This is a genomic window from Enterobacter sp. BIDMC93 (genome assembly GCF_001037805.1).
Taxonomy (GTDB): Bacteria; Pseudomonadota; Gammaproteobacteria; order Enterobacterales; family Enterobacteriaceae; genus Enterobacter; species Enterobacter hormaechei_C.
This window is the reverse complement of the sequence record NZ_KQ089962.1, coordinates 2,171,511-2,194,093: the sequence shown is the minus strand read 5'-3', so window position 1 is coordinate 2,194,093 and position 22,583 is coordinate 2,171,511. Positions and strand designations below refer to the sequence as shown.

The 22,583-nt window shown below is 48.1% G+C and carries 23 protein-coding genes and 1 other annotated feature; of the genes, 10 read left to right on the top strand and 13 right to left on the bottom strand.

The features are described from left to right. The first annotated feature begins 77 nt into the window (after window positions 1-77). The 9 genes from hisL to hisIE all read left to right on the top strand — a co-directional run bounded on the left by hisL (window position 78) and on the right by hisIE (window position 7,294). Window positions 78-128, top strand: a complete 51-nt coding sequence (gene hisL / locus SK58_RS22865) for a his operon leader peptide (RefSeq protein WP_099516347.1) — start codon at window positions 78-80, stop codon at window positions 126-128. After that, window positions 104-227, top strand: a sequence feature (His leader region). (Overlaps the previous gene by 25 nt.) A gap of 45 nt (window positions 228-272) precedes the next feature. Then, window positions 273-1,172, top strand: a complete 900-nt coding sequence (gene hisG, locus SK58_RS10315; RefSeq protein ID WP_000886595.1) for an ATP phosphoribosyltransferase — start codon at window positions 273-275, stop codon at window positions 1,170-1,172. Window positions 1,173-1,177: 5 nt separating this feature from the next. Further along, a complete protein-coding gene (gene hisD / locus SK58_RS10310) occupies window positions 1,178-2,482 on the top strand; it encodes a histidinol dehydrogenase (RefSeq protein ID WP_017693108.1) in 1,305 nt (434 codons plus the stop codon). Next, the gene (hisC, locus tag SK58_RS10305) at window positions 2,479-3,540 is read left to right on the top strand and encodes a histidinol-phosphate transaminase (RefSeq protein ID WP_017693107.1); all 1,062 of its coding nucleotides are present in this window, start codon (window positions 2,479-2,481) and stop codon (window positions 3,538-3,540) included. Before hisD ends, hisC begins: the two co-directional genes overlap by 4 nt. Continuing rightward, a complete protein-coding gene (hisB, locus tag SK58_RS10300; protein WP_032103470.1) occupies window positions 3,537-4,604 on the top strand; it encodes a bifunctional histidinol-phosphatase/imidazoleglycerol-phosphate dehydratase HisB in 1,068 nt (355 codons plus the stop codon). Before hisC ends, hisB begins: the two co-directional genes overlap by 4 nt. After that, window positions 4,604-5,194, top strand: coding sequence for an imidazole glycerol phosphate synthase subunit HisH (hisH, locus tag SK58_RS10295; protein WP_003859485.1), 591 nt, complete (start codon window positions 4,604-4,606; stop codon window positions 5,192-5,194). The genes hisB and hisH overlap by 1 nt, the downstream gene beginning before the upstream one ends. Further along, complete coding sequence (gene hisA / locus SK58_RS10290) at window positions 5,194-5,931, top strand: 1-(5-phosphoribosyl)-5-[(5-phosphoribosylamino)methylideneamino]imidazole-4-carboxamide isomerase (RefSeq protein ID WP_048219812.1); 738 nt, start codon at window positions 5,194-5,196, stop codon at window positions 5,929-5,931. The genes hisH and hisA overlap by 1 nt, the downstream gene beginning before the upstream one ends. Then, complete coding sequence (gene hisF, locus SK58_RS10285) at window positions 5,913-6,689, top strand: imidazole glycerol phosphate synthase subunit HisF (protein ID WP_047053496.1); 777 nt, start codon at window positions 5,913-5,915, stop codon at window positions 6,687-6,689. Before hisA ends, hisF begins: the two co-directional genes overlap by 19 nt. Then, a complete protein-coding gene (hisIE, locus tag SK58_RS10280; RefSeq protein WP_047053494.1) occupies window positions 6,683-7,294 on the top strand; it encodes a bifunctional phosphoribosyl-AMP cyclohydrolase/phosphoribosyl-ATP diphosphatase HisIE in 612 nt (203 codons plus the stop codon). Before hisF ends, hisIE begins: the two co-directional genes overlap by 7 nt. A gap of 38 nt (window positions 7,295-7,332) precedes the next feature. Here the strand turns inward: hisIE and wzzB are convergent, their stop codons facing one another. Continuing rightward, on the bottom strand, window positions 7,333-8,313 hold the full coding sequence (gene wzzB / locus SK58_RS10275; RefSeq protein ID WP_017693102.1) for an LPS O-antigen chain length determinant protein WzzB: 981 nt from the start codon (window positions 8,311-8,313) through the stop codon (window positions 7,333-7,335). A 191-nt stretch (window positions 8,314-8,504) separates the two neighbouring features. Here wzzB and SK58_RS10270 point away from each other — a divergent pair, with 191 nt between their 5' ends. Continuing rightward, the gene (locus SK58_RS10270; protein ID WP_048219810.1) at window positions 8,505-9,509 is read left to right on the top strand and encodes an NAD-dependent epimerase; all 1,005 of its coding nucleotides are present in this window, start codon (window positions 8,505-8,507) and stop codon (window positions 9,507-9,509) included. A 49-nt stretch (window positions 9,510-9,558) separates the two neighbouring features. Here SK58_RS10270 and ugd read toward each other — a convergent pair whose 3' ends face one another. The 12 genes from ugd to galF form a co-directional block, all read right to left on the bottom strand. After that, window positions 9,559-10,725 carry a UDP-glucose 6-dehydrogenase gene (gene ugd, locus SK58_RS10265; RefSeq protein ID WP_003859477.1) on the bottom strand — a complete coding sequence of 389 codons (1,167 nt, stop codon included), beginning with the start codon at window positions 10,723-10,725 and terminating at the stop codon, window positions 9,559-9,561. Window positions 10,726-10,978: 253 nt separating this feature from the next. Further along, complete coding sequence (gene gndA, locus SK58_RS10260; RefSeq protein ID WP_045350282.1) at window positions 10,979-12,385, bottom strand: NADP-dependent phosphogluconate dehydrogenase; 1,407 nt, start codon at window positions 12,383-12,385, stop codon at window positions 10,979-10,981. A 102-nt stretch (window positions 12,386-12,487) separates the two neighbouring features. Further along, on the bottom strand, window positions 12,488-13,240 hold the full coding sequence (locus tag SK58_RS10255; protein WP_048219808.1) for a glycosyltransferase family 2 protein: 753 nt from the start codon (window positions 13,238-13,240) through the stop codon (window positions 12,488-12,490). A gap of 18 nt (window positions 13,241-13,258) precedes the next feature. Continuing rightward, window positions 13,259-14,413 (bottom strand): glycosyltransferase family protein, encoded by a 1,155-nt coding sequence (locus SK58_RS10250; RefSeq protein WP_048219806.1) that lies wholly within the window; start codon window positions 14,411-14,413, stop codon window positions 13,259-13,261. A 1-nt stretch (window position 14,414) separates the two neighbouring features. Next, a complete protein-coding gene (locus SK58_RS10245; protein ID WP_048219804.1) occupies window positions 14,415-15,233 on the bottom strand; it encodes a glycosyltransferase family 2 protein in 819 nt (272 codons plus the stop codon). Next, entirely contained in the window at window positions 15,230-16,405 is a 1,176-nt protein-coding gene (locus SK58_RS10240; RefSeq protein ID WP_048219802.1) for a lipopolysaccharide biosynthesis protein, read from the bottom strand. Before SK58_RS10240 ends, SK58_RS10245 begins: the two co-directional genes overlap by 4 nt. After that, window positions 16,398-17,627: an O-antigen polymerase gene (locus SK58_RS10235; RefSeq protein ID WP_048219799.1), complete on the bottom strand. Its 1,230-nt coding sequence runs from the start codon at window positions 17,625-17,627 to the stop codon at window positions 16,398-16,400. Before SK58_RS10235 ends, SK58_RS10240 begins: the two co-directional genes overlap by 8 nt. 16 nt (window positions 17,628-17,643) lie before the next feature. Continuing rightward, window positions 17,644-18,198 carry a dTDP-4-dehydrorhamnose 3,5-epimerase gene (gene rfbC / locus SK58_RS10230; protein ID WP_048219797.1) on the bottom strand — a complete coding sequence of 185 codons (555 nt, stop codon included), beginning with the start codon at window positions 18,196-18,198 and terminating at the stop codon, window positions 17,644-17,646. Window positions 18,199-18,200: 2 nt separating this feature from the next. Next, window positions 18,201-19,082 (bottom strand): glucose-1-phosphate thymidylyltransferase RfbA, encoded by an 882-nt coding sequence (gene rfbA, locus SK58_RS10225; RefSeq protein ID WP_048219795.1) that lies wholly within the window; start codon window positions 19,080-19,082, stop codon window positions 18,201-18,203. Window positions 19,083-19,134: 52 nt separating this feature from the next. Continuing rightward, a complete protein-coding gene (gene rfbD / locus SK58_RS10220) occupies window positions 19,135-20,034 on the bottom strand; it encodes a dTDP-4-dehydrorhamnose reductase (protein WP_048219793.1) in 900 nt (299 codons plus the stop codon). Continuing rightward, window positions 20,034-21,119, bottom strand: coding sequence for a dTDP-glucose 4,6-dehydratase (gene rfbB, locus SK58_RS10215; RefSeq protein ID WP_048219791.1), 1,086 nt, complete (start codon window positions 21,117-21,119; stop codon window positions 20,034-20,036). Before rfbB ends, rfbD begins: the two co-directional genes overlap by 1 nt. 358 nt (window positions 21,120-21,477) lie before the next feature. Beyond that, on the bottom strand, window positions 21,478-22,374 hold the full coding sequence (gene galF, locus SK58_RS10210; RefSeq protein ID WP_032669522.1) for a GalU regulator GalF: 897 nt from the start codon (window positions 22,372-22,374) through the stop codon (window positions 21,478-21,480). Window positions 22,375-22,583 lie beyond the last annotated feature (209 nt).

The following is a 22,583-nucleotide window of genomic DNA, read 5'->3' as shown; positions in this document are numbered from 1 at the left end:
AAAAGCCCTTGCTTTATGGCGTACAACTGGTTTAGGTTAAAAGACATCAAATGCATAAGCATTCAACGAGAATTTATATGACACGCGTTCCTTTTAAAAACCACCATCATCACCATCATCCTGACTAGTCTTTCAGGCGATGTGTGCTGGAAGACGTTTGGATCTTCCAGTGGTGCATGAACGCATGAAAAAGCCCCCGGAAGATCTTCTTCCGGGGGCTTTTTTTTGGACCGCATTCAGACAGGTTAAAACAGGTTAACGAGGAACACAGAATGTTAGATAACTCACGTTTACGCATAGCTATTCAAAAATCAGGCCGTTTAAGCGACGATTCACGCGAACTGCTGGCCCGCTGCGGGATTAAAATCAACCTGCACACCCAGCGCCTGATCGCCCTGGCTGAAAATATGCCGATCGACATTCTGCGCGTACGTGATGACGATATCCCGGGCCTGGTGATGGATGGCGTCGTTGATCTCGGCATCATCGGCGAAAACGTACTGGAAGAAGAGTTGTTAACCCGCCGCGCGCAGGGCGAAGATCCGCGCTACTTTACCCTGCGTCGTCTGGACTTTGGCGGCTGCCGCCTGTCGCTGGCCACGCCGGTCGATGAAGCCTGGGACGGCCCGGCCGCGCTGAACGGCAAACGTATCGCCACCTCTTACCCTCACCTGCTGAAGCGTTACCTCGATCAAAAAGGCGTGCAGTTTAAATCCTGTCTGCTGAACGGCTCCGTTGAAGTGGCGCCGCGTGCGGGCCTTGCCGATGCCATCTGTGACCTCGTCTCCACCGGCGCCACGCTCGAAGCGAACGGCCTGCGCGAAGTGGAGGTGATCTACCGCTCCAAAGCCTGCCTGATTCAGCGCGACGGCGAGATGGCCGACGCCAAACAGCAGCTCATCGACAAGCTGCTGACCCGCATTCAGGGCGTGATTCAGGCGCGTGAATCCAAATACATCATGATGCATGCGCCGACCGAGCGCCTGGACGAAGTGATTGCCCTGTTGCCGGGCGCTGAGCGTCCAACCATTCTGCCGCTGGCGGGCGACCAGCAGCGCGTGGCGATGCACATGGTCAGCAGCGAAACCCTGTTCTGGGAAACCATGGAAAAACTGAAGGCGCTGGGCGCAAGTTCCATTCTGGTGCTGCCAATTGAGAAGATGATGGAGTAACGACCATGAGCTTTAACACAATCATCGACTGGAATACCTGTAGCGACGCGCAACAGCGCGAGCTGCTGATGCGCCCGGCAATTTCCGCCTCGGAGAGCATCACCCGCACCGTGGCGGAGATCCTTGATAACGTCAAAGCCCGCGGGGACGACGCGCTGCGCGAGTATAGCGCGAAGTTTGATAAAACTGAGGTCGACGCGTTACAGGTTACCGAGCAGGAAATCATTGATGCCAGCAATCGTCTGGGTGATGACATCAAACAGGCGATGGCCGTCGCGGTGAAAAATATTGATACCTTCCACACCGCGCAGAAATTGCAGGCGGTGGATGTGGAAACCCTGCCCGGCGTACGCTGCCAGCAGGTGACACGCCCGGTGGCGTCCGTCGGCCTCTATATTCCTGGCGGCTCTGCCCCGCTGTTTTCGACCGTCCTGATGCTGGCCACCCCGGCACGTATTGCCGGTTGTCAGAAGGTGGTGCTCTGCTCTCCGCCACCGATCGCCGACGAGATCCTGTACGCGGCGAAGCTGTGCGGCGTGCAGGCGATCTATAAAGTGGGCGGTGCGCAGGCGATTTCTGCCCTGGCGTTCGGGACGGGTTCCATTCCTAAGGTCGACAAAATCTTTGGCCCGGGCAATGCCTACGTGACCGAAGCGAAGCGTCAGGTCAGCCAGCGTCTGGACGGCGCGGCGATTGATATGCCTGCCGGTCCGTCTGAAGTGCTGGTGATTGCCGACAGCGGCGCTACACCGGATTTCGTGGCCTCTGACCTGCTCTCGCAGGCCGAACACGGCCCTGACTCGCAGGTGATTTTACTGACGCCAGATGCCGACATGGCAAAACGCGTGGGCGACGCCGTTGAGCGTCAGCTGGCTGACCTGCCGCGGGCGGAAACGGCGCGTCAGGCGCTATCCGCCAGCCGCCTGATTGTGGCCCGCGATCTTGACCAGTGCATCGCCATCTCCAACCAGTACGGTCCTGAGCACCTGATTATTCAGACCCGCAACGCGCGCGAACTGGTCGACAGCATAACCAGCGCAGGCTCGGTGTTCCTCGGGGACTGGTCACCGGAATCCGCCGGGGATTACGCCTCCGGCACCAACCACGTGCTGCCGACGTATGGCTATACCTCAACCTGCTCCAGCCTGGGGCTGGCGGATTTCCAGAAGCGCATGACCGTGCAGGAACTCTCCCGCGAGGGATTTGCCTCGCTGGCGTCGACCATTGAAACCCTGGCCGCCGCCGAGCGCCTGACTGCCCACAAAAATGCCGTGACGCTGCGCGTTGCCGCCCTGAAGGAGCAAGCATGAACATCGAAGAATTAGCCCGCGAAAATGTCCGTCGCCTGACGCCCTATCAGTCTGCGCGTCGTCTGGGCGGGAACGGCGACGTCTGGCTGAATGCCAACGAATATCCCACGGCGGTGGCCTTTGAGCTCTCGCAGCAGACGCTGAACCGCTACCCGGAGTGTCAGCCGAAAGCGGTGATCGAGAACTATGCGCAGTATGCAGGCGTGAAGCCTGAGCAGGTGCTGGTCAGCCGTGGGGCTGATGAAGGGATTGAGCTGCTGATCCGCGCCTTCTGTGAGCCGGGTAAAGACGCGGTGATGTACTGCCAGCCCACCTACGGGATGTATAGCGTCAGCGCCGAAACCTTTGGCGTGGCCTGCCGCAACGTGCAGGCGCTCGACAACTGGCAGCTGGATTTGCAGGGCATCGCCGATAACCTCGACGGCGTGAAGGTGGTGTTTGTCTGTAGCCCGAACAACCCCACCGGGCAGATTATTCATCCGCAGGATATCCGCACCCTGCTGGAGATGACGCGCGGCAAGGCGCTGGTCGTCGCTGATGAAGCCTACATTGAGTTCTGCCCGCAGGCGACGCTGGCAGGCTGGCTTGAAGAGTATCCGCATCTCGTTGTGCTGCGTACTCTTTCCAAAGCCTTCGCCCTCGCCGGCCTTCGCTGTGGATTTACGCTGGCGAATAAAGCGGTTATCGACCTGCTGCTGAAAGTGATCGCCCCGTATCCGCTCTCAACGCCGGTTGCCGATATTGCGGCACAGGCGCTGGCCCCGCAGGGCATCAGCGCGATGCGCGAGCGTGTGGCGCAGATCCTGGAAGAGCGTCAGTATCTTGTCGATGCCCTTAAAACGATTCCGTGCGTGGAGCAGGTGTTCGACTCGGAAACCAATTACATCCTGGTGCGCTTCACCGCCTCAAGCGCGATATTTAAATCGTTGTGGGATCAGGGCATTATCTTACGAGACCAGAATAAACAACCTACCCTGAGCGGCTGCCTGCGTATTACCGTCGGCACCCGTGCAGAGAGCCAGCGCGTGATTGACGCCCTGAAAGCGGAGAAAGTATGAGTCAGAAGTATCTCTTTATCGATCGTGACGGCACCATCATCTCGGAGCCACCCAGCGATTTTCAGGTCGATCGTTTCGACAAGCTGGCCTTTGAACCCGATGTGATCCCGGTGCTGCTGAAGCTTCAGAAAGCAGGCTATAAGCTGGTGATGATCACCAACCAGGACGGTCTGGGCACCGACAGCTTCCCGCAGGGAGACTTTGACGGCCCGCACAACCTGATGATGCAGGTGCTGACCTCGCAGGGCATCGCCTTCGACGAAGTGCTGATCTGCCCGCATATGCCTGCCGACGAGTGCGACTGCCGCAAGCCAAAAGTGAAGCTGGTTGAGCGTTATCTGGCGGAAGAGGCGCTGGATAAAAGCAACAGCTATGTGATCGGCGATCGCGTCACGGATATCACGCTGGCGGACAACATGGGCATTGCGGGCCTGCGCTATAACCGCGACACGCTAAACTGGGCGATGATTGGCGAGCAACTCACCCGACGCGACCGCTATTCCCACGTTGAACGCAACACCAAAGAGACGCAGATCGACGTGAAGGTCTGGCTTGACCGCGAAGGCGGCAGCAAGATCCACACCGGCGTCGGTTTCTTTGACCACATGCTGGATCAAATCGCCACTCACGGCGGCTTCCGTATGGAGATCACCGTTAAGGGCGACCTGTATATCGACGATCACCACACCGTGGAAGATACCGGCCTGGCGCTGGGCGAAGCCCTGAAGCTGGCGCTCGGCGACAAGCGCGGCATCAACCGCTTCGGCTTTGTTCTGCCGATGGACGAGTGCCTGGCGCGCTGCGCGATGGATATCTCCGGGCGTCCGCACCTGGAATACAAAGCCGACTTTACCTACCAGCGCGTGGGCGATCTCAGCACCGAGATGGTGGAACACTTCTTCCGCTCGCTTTCTTACACCATGGGCCTGACGCTGCACCTGAAAACCAAAGGCAAAAACGATCACCATCGCGTCGAGAGCCTGTTCAAAGCCTTTGGCCGTACCCTGCGCCAGGCGATCCGCGTGGAAGGTGACGCCCTGCCCTCGTCGAAAGGAGTGCTGTAATGAACGTGGTGATTCTGGACACCGGATGCGCCAACCTGAACTCCGTACAGTCGGCGATTATGCGCCACGGCTACGAGCCGGTGGTGAGCCGCGACCCGGACGTGGTGCTGCGTGCGGATAAACTCTTTCTGCCGGGCGTTGGCACCGCCCAGGCGGCGATGGATCAGATCCATGAGCGCGAGCTGGTGGATCTCATCAAAGCCTGTACTCAACCGGTGCTGGGCATTTGCCTCGGCATGCAGTTGCTTGGCCGCCGCAGCGAGGAGAGCAACGGCGTTGATCTGCTGGGCATTATTGAAGAAGACGTGCCGAAAATGACCGACCACGGCCTGCCGCTGCCGCACATGGGCTGGAACCGCGTTTATCCGAAAGCGGGCAACAGGCTGTTCCAGGGTATCGAAGACGGCGCGTACTTCTATTTCGTTCACAGCTACGCCATGCCCGTGAATACTTACACCATCGCCCAGTGCAATTACGGCGAGGCGTTCACCGCCGCCGTGCAGAAAGATAACTTTTACGGCGTGCAGTTTCACCCGGAACGCTCCGGCGCCGCCGGTGCGCAACTGCTGAAAAACTTCCTGGAGATGTGATGATAATTCCCGCTTTAGATTTAATTGACGGCACGGTTGTTCGTCTCCACCAGGGCGATTACGGGCAGCAGCGCGACTACGGCAACGACCCGCTGCCGCGGTTACAGGCTTACGCCGCGGAGGGCGCTGAGGTATTGCACCTGGTCGATCTGACCGGCGCGAAAGATCCGGCGAAGCGCCAGATCCCGCTGCTTAAAACACTGGTGGCTGGCGTGGACGTCCCGGTGCAGGTGGGCGGCGGCGTGCGTACGGAAGCCGATGTTGCCGCCTTACTGGACGCGGGCGTGGCGCGCGTGGTAGTCGGTTCGACCGCTGTGAAAGATCCTGAGAGTGTCAAGGGCTGGTTCCGCCGCTTCGGTGCGGATGCGCTGGTGCTGGCGCTGGATGTGCGCATTGACGCGCAGGGTAACAAGCAGGTCGCGGTCAGCGGCTGGCAGGAAAACTCCGGCGTAACGCTGGAAGAGCTGGTCGGGATTTATCTCCCCGTAGGGCTGAAGCACGTCCTGTGCACGGATATTTCACGCGATGGTACGCTCGCAGGATCTAACGTCTCGCTGTATGAAGAGGTTTGCGCGCGTTATCCGCAGGTGGCGTTTCAGTCCTCTGGCGGTATCGGCGACCTGGCGGATATCGCCGCTCTGCGCGGAACCGGTGTACGTGGCGTGATCGTGGGTCGCGCGCTGCTGGAAGGCAAATTTACGGTGAAGGAGGCGATTCAATGCTGGCAAAACGGATAATTCCCTGCCTGGACGTGCGTGATGGTCAGGTTGTAAAAGGCGTGCAGTTCCGCAACCACGAGATCATTGGCGACATCGTTCCCCTGGCAAAACGTTATGCCGAAGAAGGCGCAGACGAACTGGTATTTTACGATATCACCGCCTCCAGCGATGGCCGCGTGGTGGATAAAAGCTGGGTGGCGCGCGTGGCAGAGGTGATTGATATCCCTTTCTGCGTGGCGGGGGGGATTAAATCTGCTGACGATGCGGCGAAAATTCTCTCTTTCGGTGCGGACAAAATTTCGATTAACTCCCCTGCGCTCGCCGATCCAGAGCTGATTACGCGTCTGGCGGATCGCTTTGGCGTGCAGTGTATTGTCGTGGGGATCGACACCTGGTTTGATGCCGCATCGGGCAAATATCACGTTAACCAGTACACCGGCGATGAAAGCCGCACGCGCGTCACCCAATGGGAGACGCTGGAGTGGGTGCAGGAAGTACAAAAACGCGGTGCAGGTGAAATCGTGCTGAACATGATGAACCAGGACGGCGTACGCAACGGTTACGACCTCGAGCAGCTGAAAAAAGTGCGTGCGGTCTGCCACGTTCCGCTGATTGCCTCCGGCGGCGCAGGCACCATGGAACACTTCCTTGAAGCCTTCCGCGATGCGAACGTAGACGGCGCGCTGGCCGCTTCCGTGTTCCACAAACAGATTATCAATATTGGTGAGTTAAAAACGTACCTGGCTGACCAGGGCGTGGAGATCAGGGTATGTTAACAGAGCAACAACAGGCGCAGCTGGACTGGGAAAAAACTGACGGATTACTGCCGGTGGTTGTACAGCATGCCGTTTCAGGCGAAGTGCTGATGCTGGGATACATGAACCAGGAGGCACTGGCAAAAACGATCGACACCGGCAAGGTGACGTTTTTCTCGCGCACCAAACAGCGCCTATGGACGAAAGGGGAAACCTCGGGTCACTTCCTGAACGTGGTCAGCATTACGCCAGACTGCGACAACGACACCCTGCTGGTGCTGGTCAACCCGATTGGGCCGACCTGTCACAAAGGCACCAGCAGCTGCTTCGGCGAGGCGAGCCATCAGTGGCTGTTCCTCTATCAGTTGGAACAGCTGCTGGCAGAGCGTAAATCAGCGGATCCTGAGAGCTCGTACACGGCGAAGCTGTACGCCAGCGGCACCAAGCGTATTGCGCAGAAGGTGGGTGAGGAAGGCGTTGAAACAGCGCTGGCGGCCACCGTGCATGACCGTGAGGAGCTGACGAATGAAGCGTCGGATTTGATGTATCACCTGCTGGTGCTGCTCCAGGATCAGGAGCTGGATTTAACGACGGTGATTGAGAATTTGCGGAAACGGCATAAATAAAAAAGACCGGGGAAACCCGGTCTTTTTTTGTGTGTAAATCAGGCTCTTGGTTTGTAGTTTCTCAGCGCGTTACGGCCGAGGACGACAGCAGAACCGATAATTCCGCCGAGCAGTACGGCAAGGATGAGGGTAATAGCAATTTTCGGGCTGTCGCGTCGGATAGGCAGGTTCGGCTTCATGACGTAACGATAGACGTGAATAGTGTCTGGGTTAACGTTGAGGTTCTGAATATCCAGTAAATTTTGTTTGGTTTGGTAGTAAGCGCCTGAGAAGACCAGCGGGCGAGACGCTTCGTTATCAACCATTGACTTGAGCGCTACGGTACCCAACAGGAACATGGTTTCCTGAGTAACATCCTGAGTCTGTTGAAGCTGCGGAGTGGTGATCTTAGCGGCTTCTGCGTTCTTCAGCGCCTCAGTAATCTGCTTGATGCGTAGATCTTTCTGCTCCTGAGCAACTTTCTCCTGATTCTGGAGGGAGTCGTTCAGGGTTGTGATCTGCTGCTTGAGGTTATCTCTGAGATCAAGCGTCAGTTCTTTTGCCGTCTGCTCGTCAACCTGCTGAATGTACTGAGCTAATTGCTTTTGAGCTGCTTCAGCGGATTCGCCCTGATAGCTTACGGTTAAAGGCAAACTTTGTCCTTTAACCGTAGGCTCAATAGTCAGTTTTTCCGGATCTTCCTGATTCTCCAGCGCCTGAGCTAATGCCGAGAAGGAGGAATTGAAACGTCCAATAGCACGATTCTGAATGTCTAACATGGAGGGAGCAGCCCCGCCATAGAGGATATTCAATGCATTGGAATAGGTGGCGATTTGTGCCGCATCAGGCTGGGCTATGATGGCTGATGACGTCCATTTCTCTTTGGCTACAGTGATGTAAACGCCAGCAAGAACGATAAAAGCAGCAATAAAAGCCCCTATTACCCACTTACCACGCCACAGCTGTAGCATTACATCAAGTAAATCAATTTGCTCCGGGTCATTGTTACGTGCGACCAGGTTATTGTTGTTTTGCGTCATACAATCCCTAACAGATGAAAAAGGGCAAAAATAATCTTGTTCCCTTAGTGTATCTGTTGCTGAAGAATTTTCTATAAGAATCCGATGAGTTATATCGGAAAGATGGGTTATGTAAGTTAAAGGCGACGCGCTATCATAGTTGGATTCTGATGTCTGGGGCATCAATAAGAACACTGTAAATGAGGGAAGCTATGAAATTTCTGGTAACGGGCGCGGCGGGCTTTATCGGTTCTCATGTCAGCAAGCGCCTGCTTGATGCAGGGCATGAAGTTGTTGGGCTTGATAATCTGAATGATTACTATGACCCTAACCTCAAACTCGCTCGCCTTGAACTGCTTAAATCCGAGAGTTTCACCTTCCACAAGCTGGACTTAGCGGACCGCGAGGGCATGGCTGCGCTCTTCGCTGATGAGAAGTTTGACCGCGTAATCCATCTTGCCGCACAGGCGGGCGTGCGTTACTCGCTGGAAAATCCGCATGCCTACGCAGATGCTAACCTGGTAGGTCACCTGAACGTGCTGGAAGGCTGTCGCCACAACAAGGTTCAGCATCTCCTTTATGCGTCATCCAGTTCGGTTTACGGCCTCAACCGTAAGATGCCGTTTTCTACTGACGACTCCGTAGACCATCCGGTTTCCCTGTATGCGGCAACCAAAAAAGCCAATGAGTTGATGTCGCATACCTATTCGCATCTGTACAATCTGCCGACCACTGGCCTGCGCTTCTTTACCGTGTATGGCCCATGGGGCCGACCGGACATGGCGCTGTTCAAATTCACCAAAGCCATGATTGAAGGCAACAGCATCGACGTATACAACTACGGCAAGATGAAGCGCGACTTCACCTATATCGATGATATTGCGGAGGCGATTATTCGCCTACAGGACGTCATTCCTCAGGCAGATGCCGACTGGACGGTCGAAACCGGTTCGCCAGCAACCAGTTCTGCCCCGTATCGCGTGTATAACATCGGTAACAGTTCACCTGTCGAACTGATGGATTACATCACCGCGCTTGAAGAGGCGCTGGGCAAAGAAGCGGTGAAAAATATGATGCCGATCCAGCCGGGGGACGTGCTGGAGACCAGTGCGGACACCAAAGCGCTGTATGACGTTATTGGGTTTAAACCACAAACCTCAGTCAAAGAAGGCGTGAAAAACTTCGTCGACTGGTACCGCAACTTCTATAACGTTTAAAAACAAAAAACCCGGCAGAGTGCCGGGTTTTTTTATATCACGATTTTAATCAGTCGCTGCCGAACAAATCGCGGGTATAGACTTTATCTTTCACGTCCGCCAGCTCTTCCGCCATACGGTTGGAGATAATTACATCCGCTTCTTTCTTGAATGCATCCAGATCGCGAATGACGCGAGAGTGGAAGAACTCATCTTCCTGCATGGCCGGTTCATAAATAATGACCTGCACGCCCTTCGCCTTAATACGCTTCATGATCCCCTGAATGGAAGAAGCGCGGAAGTTATCGGAACCGCTCTTCATGATCAGGCGATACACGCCCACCACTTTCGGCTGACGCGCCAGAATGGAATCCGAGATGAAGTCTTTACGCGTGCGGTTGGCATCCACAATGGCGGAAATCAGGTTGTTCGGCACCGCCTGATAGTTAGCCAGCAGCTGCTTGGTATCTTTTGGCAGGCAGTAACCACCGTAACCGAAGGACGGGTTGTTGTAATGGTTACCGATACGCGGGTCAAGACACACGCCCTCGATGATCTGACGGGTGTTCAGACCTAAGCTCTCGGCATAGCTGTCAAGTTCGTTGAAGTAAGCCACACGCATCGCCAGATAGGTATTGGCGAAAAGCTTAATGGCCTCTGCCTCGGTGGAATCGGTGAACAGGACCGGAATATCTTTTTTGATTGCGCCTTCCTGAAGCAACGCAGCAAAACGCTCTGCGCGCTCGGAACGCTCGCCAATCACGATACGGGATGGGTGCAGGTTATCGTATAACGCCCTGCCCTCGCGGAGAAATTCCGGCGAGAAGAAGACATTATCAATACCCAACTCTTCTTTAATCGATTTGGTGAAACCCACTGGAATTGTCGACTTGATGATCATCACTGCGTTCGGGTTGATTGCCGTAACGTCTTTAATCACCGCTTCAACGGTTGATGTATTGAAGTAGTTAGTTTTAGGATCGTAGTCGGTTGGGGTGGCGATGATGACGAAATCCGCATCGCGGTAAGCATCTTCTTTGTCCGTGGTAGCGCGGAAGTTCAGCGGTTTGGTCGCGAGGTATTCTTCAATCTCTTTATCGACGATCGGGGACTTCTTCTGGTTAAGCATGTCCACTTTTGCCTGCACGATATCCAGCGCAACCACTTCATGGTTTTGTGCAATCAGAATACCGTTTGAGAGACCAACATAGCCTGTTCCGGAGATGGTTATTTTCATTCGTTTAACTTCTTCAAGTTTGAGTTTCTGGAGGCGTAAGCACACCACCGCAATAAACAACTGTTGAGGTTTTTACCTCTTAAGTTGAGGGACTGTCAAGGCGAATGCCTTGCTTCAGAAAGGGATAAACGTAGTGATTTATGCGGCAATGAAAGTGGTTGGCTGGAGAAAGTAAGTCAACATGGGACTGAAAGCGATAAAAAAAGCCCGGTGAGTCTCACCGGGCCATGCTATCAGACTGAGTTAAATCAGATTAATCCAGCCATTCGGTGTGGAACACACCTTCTTTATCCGTACGCTTATAGGTATGCGCACCGAAGTAATCACGCTGTGCCTGAATCAGGTTCGCTGGCAGAACGGCAGCACGATAGCTGTCATAGTACGCCACCGCAGCGGAGAAGGTTGGAACCGGGATACCATTCTGCACGGCGTACGCAACAACATCACGCAGCGCCTGCTGATAGTCGTCTGCAATCTGCTTGAAGTAAGGCGCCAGCAGAAGGTTGGCGATACCCGCATTTTCAGCATAGGCATCGGTGATTTTTTGCAGGAACTGAGCGCGAATGATACAGCCGGCACGAAAGATCTTCGCAATCTCGCCGTAGTTCAGATCCCAGTTGTTCTCGTCAGATGCCGCGCGCAGCTGAGAGAAGCCCTGCGCGTAAGAGACGATTTTACCCAGGTACAGTGCACGACGGACTTTCTCAACGAACTCAGCTTTGTCGCCGGCTGGTTTAGCCTGGGGACCAGACAGCACTTTAGATGCCGCGACGCGTTGCTCTTTCAGAGAAGAGATATAACGTGCGAAGACGGATTCGGTGATCAGGGACAACGGCTCACCCAGATCCAGAGAGCTCTGGCTGGTCCATTTACCGGTACCTTTGTTCGCAGCTTCATCCAGAATCACATCAACCAGGTATTTACCCTCTTCATCTTTCTTGGTGAAGATATCTTTGGTGATGTCGATCAGGTAGCTGTTCAGCTCGCCTTTATTCCACTCGGTGAAGGTCTCTGCGAGCTCCTCGTTGGAGAGGTTCAGGCCGCCTTTCAGCAGAGAGTAGGCTTCAGCAATCAGCTGCATGTCGCCATATTCAATGCCGTTGTGAACCATTTTCACGTAATGACCAGCGCCATCAGGACCGATATAGGTCACGCACGGCTCGCCGTCTTCAGCTACGGCTGCGATTTTAGTCAGGATTGGCGCAACCAGTTCGTACGCTTCTTTCTGACCGCCAGGCATGATGGATGGACCTTTCAGAGCGCCCTCTTCACCGCCGGATACGCCGGTACCAATGAAGTTGAAGCCTTCAGCAGACAGTTCACGGTTACGACGAATGGTGTCGTGGAAGAAGGTGTTGCCGCCATCGATAATAATGTCGCCTTTATCCAGATACGGTTTCAGTGAATCGATAGCTGCATCGGTACCTGCGCCCGCTTTCACCATTAACAGGATACGACGAGGTGTTTCCAGAGACTCAACGAACTCTTTAACCGTATAGAAAGGAACCAGTTTTTTGCCTGGATTTTCAGCGATGACTTCTTCGGTCTTATCACGGGAGCGGTTGAAAACGGAGACGGTATAACCACGGCTTTCGATGTTGAGCGCCAGGTTGCGCCCCATCACTGCCATACCGACAACGCCGATCTGTTGCTTGGACATTACATACTCCTGTCAGGTGTGGTCGCCGCGTATTTTTCGCGACTAATTACATTTTATGAAAAATTAATATAACTTATATATGCCAGAAGAGGCAACATTGATTTATAAACCATGTTTTTTAACAGCTTTATATATGTAAAAAGAAAAATAATAAGCTGATTTCAACACATTCAAACCTATATAATTACGATAAAAATACCATTGTGAAATCAGGATCTTATATTTATTAGAAGATAAACTTTTTTGACCTTCTCTGTAATAAGCCAATACAGACGGTATACAATAGGCTTTCTCAGTTATTTTTAACAAATCTAACCACAATGCCATGTCTTGGCGCTTTCTAATTAGTGGCATAAAAGTCTTCCCTAGAACCTCTTGATTATATATTGCTGTTAAGCAACCGATAACATTCGATTTTAGGAGTTCGGCATATGTTATAGTTGAAGGTGGTGATATTATCCTTCCTAAATTACCTTGCATATCTATTTTTCTATATTGGGAATAGGTAAAAGCAATATTATTTTCTTCCATAAATGCTATTTGCGTGCCTAGCTTATTTTCATCCCATAAATCATCACTATCTAAAAATGCTATATATCGCCCTGCTGCTCTTTCAATTGCTGCATTCCTAGCAAATCCTGCACCTTTGTTTATGGTATGTCTTACAACTTGTATTCTATGATCCTTCTTGGCATAATCTTGAATAATATTAATGGTATTATCAGTCGAGTTATCATCGGAAATTATCAACTCCCAATTTTCGTATTTTTGTTTCAATACGGATAATATAGACTCTTCAATTGTTGCTTCGGAATTATACGAAGGCATTATTACCGATACTAATGGTTCGATCATAGTTTCACACTTGTCTTGTCAGTTATCATTGAGGACGCCCTTAATAAAATCATCTAAACGCTTTTTATTAACCTCACCATCCAGCATATAATTTCTCATATTGATATTTTTGTCTTGAATGCTTGAAAATTTATTTATAAGTTCATCAATGTCATGATATGTCAAGACAAAATCCCCTAAATCCTCTAAAGTATTAAATATCCCTGCTGGGATAAAAACAGGGTGACAACCGAGCATACCCAAGGCAAATCGAGTTGGAAATGTTGTACCCATCCTCAAATTATCGGCATTATTGTAAAGCACTACACTAGCTTTAAAATTCGCCATAAAACGGCCTAAATCTCCGTTAGAAATTGCTTGCAAAGAGAATGGTTTAAACGTTTTAATATTTACATGAGCTAAGTCACATGGATACTGAACCCAAACATTAATTCCTGCATCAGCAATTGCTAATAACTGTGATGAGACATTATCTAAAGTCCTCTCGCTAAATCTAACATTTCCAAGGAAGATTAAATCTTTCTTTGATTTATTTTCATCATTGCCAAAAAAATGCGAGGGTAAAAAATCTTTCATGATTAAATATTTTTTCTTATAAGAAAGATAATCAATAATGGCGCCTTTCATCAACTCACCAGAAATAATTAGCCCATCAAACAAATCGAAATAGTTCTTGTCTTTCTTTAAGAGTAGCCATGAAAAACCTCTTTGCTTACTTACATTATATCTTACGGGATATGTGCTTACGCTAAGAATCAATTTAGTTTGTGATCCACTTTGCCTGAGGATCTTTTTTATAGTATCTACTTCCTTTCGAAGTGTTGTCCCCCAAAAACAAAAAGCAAAATCAAAACCATACTTCTCAAATACACCTCTAATTATTTTCTGCTGGGATATTGCTAATGTTTTTTTTTCAAAAAAATTCGAATAAAGCCACCAAAAAATATTCATGGTATCAAGCTTGAAATAACTAACAATTTTCTTTATCTTGCCGAAGTCAGAAGTGTTATAATTTTTAATCTCATACAAATTTATTCCTGTATATTTAGTTGAATTTATATCAACAGTTGACGAAGTATTTAGAATAAAAACACTATATCCTTTCGCTATAAAATAGTCAGCGTATGAGAATATAAATATAGTATTTAATGACCCTACCAGTAAGACTTTCATATTAAATCCATTTATATTTTTTCATTAAATAATTGATAGCATTTTTTTTTGCCATGAAAGTAAATTTCGATAGGCCTCTTCCAGTAGTGGAATGTGAATGATGCTTTATTTTGATATTAAAATCGACCACCACAGTTTTGTTATTTTCGCAACAAAACTCTCCAACGGTAATTTCTTCACCGTATAAAAAATACATGTCATCTGGTAAATTATTATAAAAAAATCTAGCATTTAAAATAAAAATCGCTCCATGAGGTGCGTATATAACCGTTCCAGATTTAAAATGGCCTTTATTCTTCCTTGGTCTTTTCTTTGCTACCCACTCAATGATTTTAGCAGCACAATAATTTTGAAAAACTTTTCTCATTCTGACGAAGTGTTTAAGAGGTGGGCGATTAACCATAAAAGGGTTAAACTCTTTATTTTCAAAAGCATCCCACACGGAAGGCGCAATAACAGCCAGATCATTATCATTAAGAAAATGATGACAAATTTTGGTTATAATATCGGTGCTTTCAAAAGTAATATCATTGTTTGAATATATAATAGCTTTACATTTCAATTTCAACTCTTCTTTAGCATATTCGAGACCGTAATTACAACCAGCCATGTAGCCACGATTTTCGGATTGACGAATATAATAAATATTATCGTATTTTTCAATTTTGTTTTTTAAATAGAAGTCCTCTTCTCTTGAATTATCAACAACAATCAGAATATTTTCATCGGACTTATCTATTCCTATCCATGACTCTATAAATTGAAGGGTCATATCTGTATTATTGTAGGAAACGGTTACAAACAAAGCATCAACATTCATTTTTCAATCCAAATATATGTTAGCATTAAATAACATAATGAACTTATTGCTACTGATATGGGGAAAATGCTTATTCCCAGTGCACTTACGAAATTTAAATTTACCACAACTGAGATAATAAGGCACAAGACTATGTTAATTAGCATAGCGTATGTTTTTTTCTGCATTTCTAAAGGCTTTTGATATAGCAAACCCAACTGCCATAAAATAATCCCAAAAATCAAAATACCTAAATCTTTTTTAGATAAACCTATATTAATGAAATTAACAATAAAATCATATGAATTATATACAAGCAATGCGGAAACAGAAGCTATCGCAACTGAAACAAGACTAAGATAGCAGCCTATTTTTTTATAATTAATATTAGCAGTTTCATTAAAAACCAAAATAGGATAACATGCATTTGAAAGTGGAATGACTATTAACGCACATATCTTAACAACAGAGTCATATATAGCAGAATAAATACCCAATTCATAAGTGTTAAGAAAAGTAATTATAATCTTTCGATCAACTAATAACTGGCCAGAAGCTATTGTTATCCAAACTGCTACAGGCAGACCAAATTTTAACCAGTTCAGCAACCCCTCTTTCAAACCCGAAAAAGATTCAATGCGTAGGCCAATAGAAAAAGCTGGCTTGAATGTCATTATAAAAATAAAACATGATAACGAACAAGCAATGATGAGTCCATTAATCCCCTTAAAGAAAAATGAAAAAACATAAGCACATATAATTTGGATAACTATCCTAAATAAATCATAATAAAAGAATACTTTTATTTTTCTTTCTGATTGCAGTAAAGAGCGACCAACACTATAAAATCCACTCGTCAGGGCAAGCAATACGCATGCTATATACTGATATTCTAATAGAAACGAACCAACATATACTATAATTGCACATAAAATTGTTGAACCTATTAACCCTGCCTGCAACAAGCGTTTATCATAATCATTGTGCCTGTTCATCCTAATATAGGATTGAGCCAACCACGTGAAACATAGATTAGATATAGTCAAGGCCAAGACATATAAAACAGAAAATTCACCGTATTGACTTACCCCATATATTTTTAAGGTCAACCATATGACGAGGAGGCTCAAAACACCAACAATTGATTTCGAAATAAGGTAATATAAACTATCCTTTAAGATATCTTTAATCACAAGATTTCATTCTCACAAACATTATAAAATATACCCAAAACATCAGAGCGGCAAAAAGTATCACATTATACGAAAAAGGATTAATCACATAGGACCAAAAAAAGAAGAAGACAATAAAACTTGTTATAGGAGCAAGAAATTTTGCCTGGCGGGCTACTACAATATTAGGAATACATGAAAGAAGGATACCTACGATAATTAATGCGACATAGAGTCCTAGCATTGAAAAATCTTCAATTAACCCACGATATGCTGTGAATATATTAGAGATCCTTCCATTGCCTATATCAATAGCTGGATAAACGCCAGATACACGCTCAGAAATCCCTAATATGTCGAAAAGACCAACAAATGTGCGCTGACCATAGGTTATATCATAGTCATATAAATTATTTATCCAGTAATCAAACCCTGGGATATAACCAACAAACCAAGTAACAACATGGGATACTATACCAGTGATATCATATTCAGTTTTACCGCCTCTCACAACCTGAATAGTCACAAAAAATAAAAAAATCACTAATACAAAAATCAGGGACAGCAATATTTTTTTAAAGGTCACACGGTAATTTTCTCGCGATGAATTGTAATATGAAAAAGCATAAAAACTTGCCAGAAAACAGAAAAGCTGCAACATCATTCCAGCTCTAGCCGCCATAACCACGCTATCGATAAGGATTACACCAAAATGTAGCAAAATAAATAACAATATTTTTTTGGTGCGAGATGTTGCATACATCATTCCCATTAAAAAAGTGGTAAAGTATGCAAAAATCGAACTAACTTTATATATTGCACTAACTTTTAATGTTCCATCATAACGAGCAACAGCGTTTGAATGCGACAACGCAAATAGTGAGTCTATATTGCTCGGAAATAAAACCTGATTTGGTAAATTAGAAATTACACCAACAAATGATAATATTATAAGAGTAGTTAACAACTTATAACTATGCTTCGCTGTTATAAAAAGCACATCTTTTTTTGGCAGCATAATATTACATGCTGCCCCAATTTGTACAACTGTAACAATTGTATAATTTAGGATGAACCCTAAATAGCTCCAATAAAGGCCTAAAGTATCCATAAATAAATATGGATATACAAAAATTATTTCAAGAAAAAAAGGAACGAGAAAACCAATATGATAGCTTCTCTTAAAATAAAAAAGCCAGAACAACCTTATAATGAAAACGACGAAGCATAGTAGGATTAACATTAATCGACCTGTTACATTAGAAGCAATTATCTTTAGAATAATCGTCAAAAGTTGGAAGGTTCATATCCTTATCTGATAAGACAAACGCCTCCATATTTGGCCAAGATATATTTAACTTTTCGTCGTTCCAGATTAATCCTGCGTCGCTACATGGATTATAATAATTTGTTGTTTTATAGACAAATTCTGCATTATCACTCAGCACAACAAATCCATGAGCAAACCCTTCTGGAATCCATAACTGTCTCTTATTATCAGCTGAAAGTTTATACCCAACCCATTTACCATATGTTGAAGAGTCTATTCTTAAATCTACTGCAACGTCGTAAACTTCGCCAACAATACAACGTACTAGTTTACCTTGAGCGAAGGGGGGCTTTTGAAAATGCAATCCTCTCAAAACCCCTTTGCAAGATTTTGAGTGATTATCCTGGACGAAATTTACTTCATGCCCTATAGCCTCCTCAAATATTTTTTGATTAAAGCTTTCGAAAAAGAAACCTCTATCATCATTATATATTTTCGGTTCAAATAAAAGCACATCGGAGATTGAAGTTTTTATGATATTCATTATTATATTTCGCCTTTAATCATTTTCATTAAGTATTTACCGTAAGCATTTTTACGAAGATGTGATATTTGCTTTTCAACTTGTTCTGCGTCAATAAAACCTTTTCGGAATGCAATCTCTTCAGGGCAGGACACTTTTAGTCCCTGACGCTCTTCAATTGTCGCGATAAAGTTGCTCGCCTCGATCAGGCTCTGGTGGGTTCCTGTATCCAGCCACGCATAGCCGCGCCCCATCATTGCAACAGACAGACGACCCTGCTCCAGGTAAATACGGTTGATGTCGGTAATTTCCAGCTCACCGCGTGCAGAAGGCTTCAGGTTTTTAGCCATCTCCACTACATCGTTATCATAGAAATAGAGTCCCGTTACGGCATAGTTGCTCTTCGGCTCGAGCGGTTTCTCTTCCAGGCTGATTGCAGTGCCATCTTTATCAAACTCTACCACGCCATAACGTTCAGGATCGTTGACGTGGTAGGCGAATACGGTAGCACCGTCACCTTTGTTTACTGCTGCTTCCAGCTGTTTTGGCAAGTCATGACCATAGAAAATGTTATCGCCCAGCACCAGCGCACAGCTATCGTCACCAATGAACTCTTCGCCAATGATAAAGGCCTGTGCCAGTCCGTCCGGGCTTGGCTGAACTTTATACTGAAGGTTTAACCCCCACTGGCTACCGTCCCCCAGCAGCTGTTCAAAGCGCGGAGTATCCTGCGGCGTACTGATGATCAGAATATCTTTAATCCCTGCTAGCATAAGCGTAGACAGCGGGTAGTAAATCATGGGTTTGTCGTAAATTGGCAGCAGCTGCTTGCTTACAGCCATGGTCACAGGGTAGAGACGAGTGCCGGATCCGCCGGCAAGGATAATACCTTTACGTGTAGCCATTATGATTTCTCTATAAACACGAAATGCCCGTAAACGGGCATTTTTCAATTGATTAAATGGATTGCGCCGTGAAAAGCTCAGCCAGCATACGTTTCACACCAACATGCCATGCTGGCAGGACCAGGTTGAAGTTCTGCTGGAACTTCATGGTATTTAAACGTGAATTATGCGGGCGACGCGCAGGTGTCGGATATGCCGTAGTTGGTACAGCATTCAGCTTTTCTATAGCCAACTCAATGCCTGCCTTTTGGGCTTCCTCAAACACCAGCGCCGCATAGTCATACCAGGTTGTCGTCTCAGAAGCGACCAGATGGTAAAGCCCGGCAACTTCGGGTTTCACCATCGCGAGACGAATGGCGTGGGCGGTACAATCGGCTAATAGCTCAGCGCCTGTTGGGGCACCCACCTGATCGTTAATGACAGAAAGTTCTTTGCGTTCTTTAGCCAGACGCAGCATGGTCTTGGCAAAATTGTTGCCTTTACCTGCATATACCCAGCTTGTGCGGAAAATCAGGTGATTAGGGCAGTTATCCTGCAATGCTTTTTCGCCATCCAGTTTCGTCTGACCATAAACATTCAGCGGTGCCGTCGCATCCGTTTCACTCCAGGGGGTTTCACCATCACCCGGGAAGACGTAATCCGTGGAGTAGTGAACAACCCAGGCGCCGATCTTTGCAGCTTCTTTCGCGATAGCCTCAACGCTTGTCGCATTCAGTAACTGCGCAAACTCTGGTTCCGACTCTGCTTTATCCACTGCGGTATGTGCGGCTGCGTTGACGATCACGTCAGGTTTTATATTACGAACCGTCTCAGCAATCCCTTCCGGGTTGCTGAAATCACCGCAGTAATCTTTAGAATGCACATCAAGCACAATCAGATTGCCAAGTGGAGCCAGCGCGCGCTGAAGCTCCCAGCCTACCTGCCCTGTTTTGCCGAACAGAAGAATGTTCATTATTGACGTTCCCCGTAGTTCTGTTCGATCCAGGTTTTATAAGCACCACTTTTAACGTTGTTAACCCACTCCTGATTGCTCAGATACCATTCCACAGTCTTACGAATTCCGCTTTCAAACGTCTCCTCAGGCTTCCAGCCCAGCTCCACCCCAATTTTATGCGCATCAATCGCATAGCGGCGGTCATGTCCTGGACGATCGGCAACATAAGTAATTTGATCACGGTAAGAGCCTTCTTTCGGCACGATCTCATCCAGCAAATCGCAAATAGTGTGCACAACGTCCAGGTTCTGCTTTTCGTTGTGACCACCGATGTTGTAAGTTTCCCCCGGTTTACCCTGAGTCACAACGGTGTAAAGCGCACGGGCATGGTCTTCAACATAGAGCCAGTCGCGGATCTGGTCGCCTTTGCCATAAATCGGCAGCGCTTTTCCGTCCAGCGCGTTCAGGATCACCAGCGGGATCAGCTTTTCCGGGAAATGATACGGACCGTAGTTGTTTGAACAATTGGTGACAATCGTCGGGAAACCGTAGGTGCGCAGCCAGGCGCGAACCAGATGGTCGCTGGACGCTTTGGAGGCAGAGTATGGACTGCTTGGCGCGTAGGCAGTGGTTTCAGTGAACAGCGGAAGCTCTGAGGATGCCGGGAGTTCATCTGGGTGCGGCAGATCGCCGTACACTTCATCGGTGGAGATATGATGGAAACGAAACGCTTTTTTCGCCGCGTCATCGAGCGTTGACCAGTAAGCACGTGCAGCTTCCAGAAGCACATATGTCCCAACAATGTTGGTTTCAATGAATGCCGCCGGGCCGGTAATGGAACGGTCTACGTGGCTTTCTGCCGCCAGATGCATTACCGCATCCGGATTATGCTCAGCAAAAATACGATCCATAGCCGCTTTATCACAAATATCTGCATGCTCAAACACATAACGTTCACTGGCGCTGACATCGTTAAGGGACTCGAGGTTGCCGGCATACGTCAGTTTATCCACGTTAACGACTTCATCTTGAGTATTAGTAATAATATGTCGTACAACCGCTGAGCCGATAAAGCCGGCTCCACCCGTCACAAGAATTTTCACGTTATCTATTCCGTTTTGTAGATATGTCGAGATATTGGCGTTCTGAACCCTGGTATTAATTCAGGTTTCAGAAATTTTGCACGCTACCGCCCCTGGCTTGACAGCTACCAGTGCACTGAGCGCGTGTTGAATATAAGATTGACTGTCTGATTTCAGACAAAAACTGGCGTTAATTGTCGTCCTAAATGGATTCGGAAACAAGCATAAATCGTTACAAATCAGCCCAGATTTGAAGCAGATAACTCCCTGTTATTATAGGAATTAATAGCAAAAAGCGGCAGCCATCATTTTAGTTATGTAACAACATAACAAGATGATGGCTGCCGCGCATGAAGTCTTTCAGGCTGCGGAAGAAGTATTAGTCGTTAGCCAGCAACTTCTCAATCCGGCTTCTGAACTTCGCCCCTTCCTTCAGGTTACGCAGGCCATAGTTCACAAAGGCCTGCATATACCCCATTTTCTTACCGCAGTCATAGCTGTCGCCGGTCATCAGCATGGCATCAACCGACTGCTTCTTCGCCAGCTCAGCAATCGCATCGGTCAGCTGGATACGATCCCAGGCGCCCGGCTCAGTTTTTTCCAGCTCAGCCCAGATATCCGCATTCAGCACATAACGGCCGACTGCCATCAGGTCAGAGTCCAGGGTCTGCGGCTGATCGGGTTTTTCGATAAACTCAACGATCCGGCTCACCTGCCCTTCCGTCTCCAGTGGCTCTTTGGTCTGAATAACGGAATACTCAGAGAGATCGCCCTTCATACGTTTCGCCAGCACCTGGCTGCGGCCCGTCTCGTTGAAGCGAGCGACCATTGCCGCTAGGTTGTAACGCAGCGGATCGGCGGAAGCGGTATCAATAATGATGTCCGGCAGAACCACGATGAACGGGTTATCACCCACCACCGGGCGCGCGCACAGGATGGAGTGGCCCAGACCCAGCGGCTGCGCCTGACGCACGTTCATGATGGTCACGCCAGGAGGACAGATAGACTGAACTTCTGCCAGAAGCTGACGCTTAACGCGCTGCTCAAGAAGCGCCTCGAGTTCATAAGAGGTGTCGAAGTGGTTCTCGACGGCGTTCTTAGAAGAGTGCGTCACCAGAACGATTTCTTTGATCCCAGCAGCAACAATCTCGTCGACGATGTATTGAATCATCGGCTTGTCAACGATCGGCAGCATCTCTTTAGGAATGGCCTTTGTGGCGGGCAACATGTGCATGCCCAGACCCGCTACCGGTATAACTGCTTTCAAATTGGTCATTTTATCTTCCACCTTAAAATGGTTGACGAAGTATAGACCTAATCAGGAAAATTGCCCGATCAAGAAGTCTACTACGCCTTATGCAAATCACGTTTCGCGCTAAAACTCACATTACTAAACATGAGTATGCATTAAGTGTGACCCAGAATTATCGGAAACCCTGTCGCGAAAATCGCACAGCCCTCTATTTCCGACAAATCGCAACCTTT

What these genes read in the sequence shown, in the direction of transcription:
- hisG (WP_000886595.1), top strand. Translation starts at nt 273, where the DNA reads ATGTTAGATAACTCACGTTTACGCATAGCTATTCAAAAATCAGGCCGT.
- hisD (WP_017693108.1), top strand. Translation starts at nt 1,178, where the DNA reads ATGAGCTTTAACACAATCATCGACTGGAATACCTGTAGCGACGCGCAA.
- hisC (WP_017693107.1), top strand. Translation starts at nt 2,479, where the DNA reads ATGAACATCGAAGAATTAGCCCGCGAAAATGTCCGTCGCCTGACGCCC.
- hisB (WP_032103470.1), top strand. Translation starts at nt 3,537, where the DNA reads ATGAGTCAGAAGTATCTCTTTATCGATCGTGACGGCACCATCATCTCG.
- hisH (WP_003859485.1), top strand. Translation starts at nt 4,604, where the DNA reads ATGAACGTGGTGATTCTGGACACCGGATGCGCCAACCTGAACTCCGTA.
- hisA (WP_048219812.1), top strand. Translation starts at nt 5,194, where the DNA reads ATGATAATTCCCGCTTTAGATTTAATTGACGGCACGGTTGTTCGTCTC.
- hisF (WP_047053496.1), top strand. Translation starts at nt 5,913, where the DNA reads ATGCTGGCAAAACGGATAATTCCCTGCCTGGACGTGCGTGATGGTCAG.
- hisIE (WP_047053494.1), top strand. Translation starts at nt 6,683, where the DNA reads ATGTTAACAGAGCAACAACAGGCGCAGCTGGACTGGGAAAAAACTGAC.
- wzzB (WP_017693102.1), bottom strand. Translation starts at nt 8,313, where the DNA reads ATGACGCAAAACAACAATAACCTGGTCGCACGTAACAATGACCCGGAG.
- SK58_RS10270 (WP_048219810.1), top strand. Translation starts at nt 8,505, where the DNA reads ATGAAATTTCTGGTAACGGGCGCGGCGGGCTTTATCGGTTCTCATGTC.
- ugd (WP_003859477.1), bottom strand. Translation starts at nt 10,725, where the DNA reads ATGAAAATAACCATCTCCGGAACAGGCTATGTTGGTCTCTCAAACGGT.
- gndA (WP_045350282.1), bottom strand. Translation starts at nt 12,385, where the DNA reads ATGTCCAAGCAACAGATCGGCGTTGTCGGTATGGCAGTGATGGGGCGC.
- SK58_RS10255 (WP_048219808.1), bottom strand. Translation starts at nt 13,240, where the DNA reads ATGATCGAACCATTAGTATCGGTAATAATGCCTTCGTATAATTCCGAA.
- SK58_RS10250 (WP_048219806.1), bottom strand. Translation starts at nt 14,413, where the DNA reads ATGAAAGTCTTACTGGTAGGGTCATTAAATACTATATTTATATTCTCA.
- SK58_RS10245 (WP_048219804.1), bottom strand. Translation starts at nt 15,233, where the DNA reads ATGAATGTTGATGCTTTGTTTGTAACCGTTTCCTACAATAATACAGAT.
- SK58_RS10235 (WP_048219799.1), bottom strand. Translation starts at nt 17,627, where the DNA reads ATGTTAATCCTACTATGCTTCGTCGTTTTCATTATAAGGTTGTTCTGG.
- rfbC (WP_048219797.1), bottom strand. Translation starts at nt 18,198, where the DNA reads ATGAATATCATAAAAACTTCAATCTCCGATGTGCTTTTATTTGAACCG.
- rfbA (WP_048219795.1), bottom strand. Translation starts at nt 19,082, where the DNA reads ATGGCTACACGTAAAGGTATTATCCTTGCCGGCGGATCCGGCACTCGT.
- rfbD (WP_048219793.1), bottom strand. Translation starts at nt 20,034, where the DNA reads ATGAACATTCTTCTGTTCGGCAAAACAGGGCAGGTAGGCTGGGAGCTT.
- galF (WP_032669522.1), bottom strand. Translation starts at nt 22,374, where the DNA reads ATGACCAATTTGAAAGCAGTTATACCGGTAGCGGGTCTGGGCATGCAC.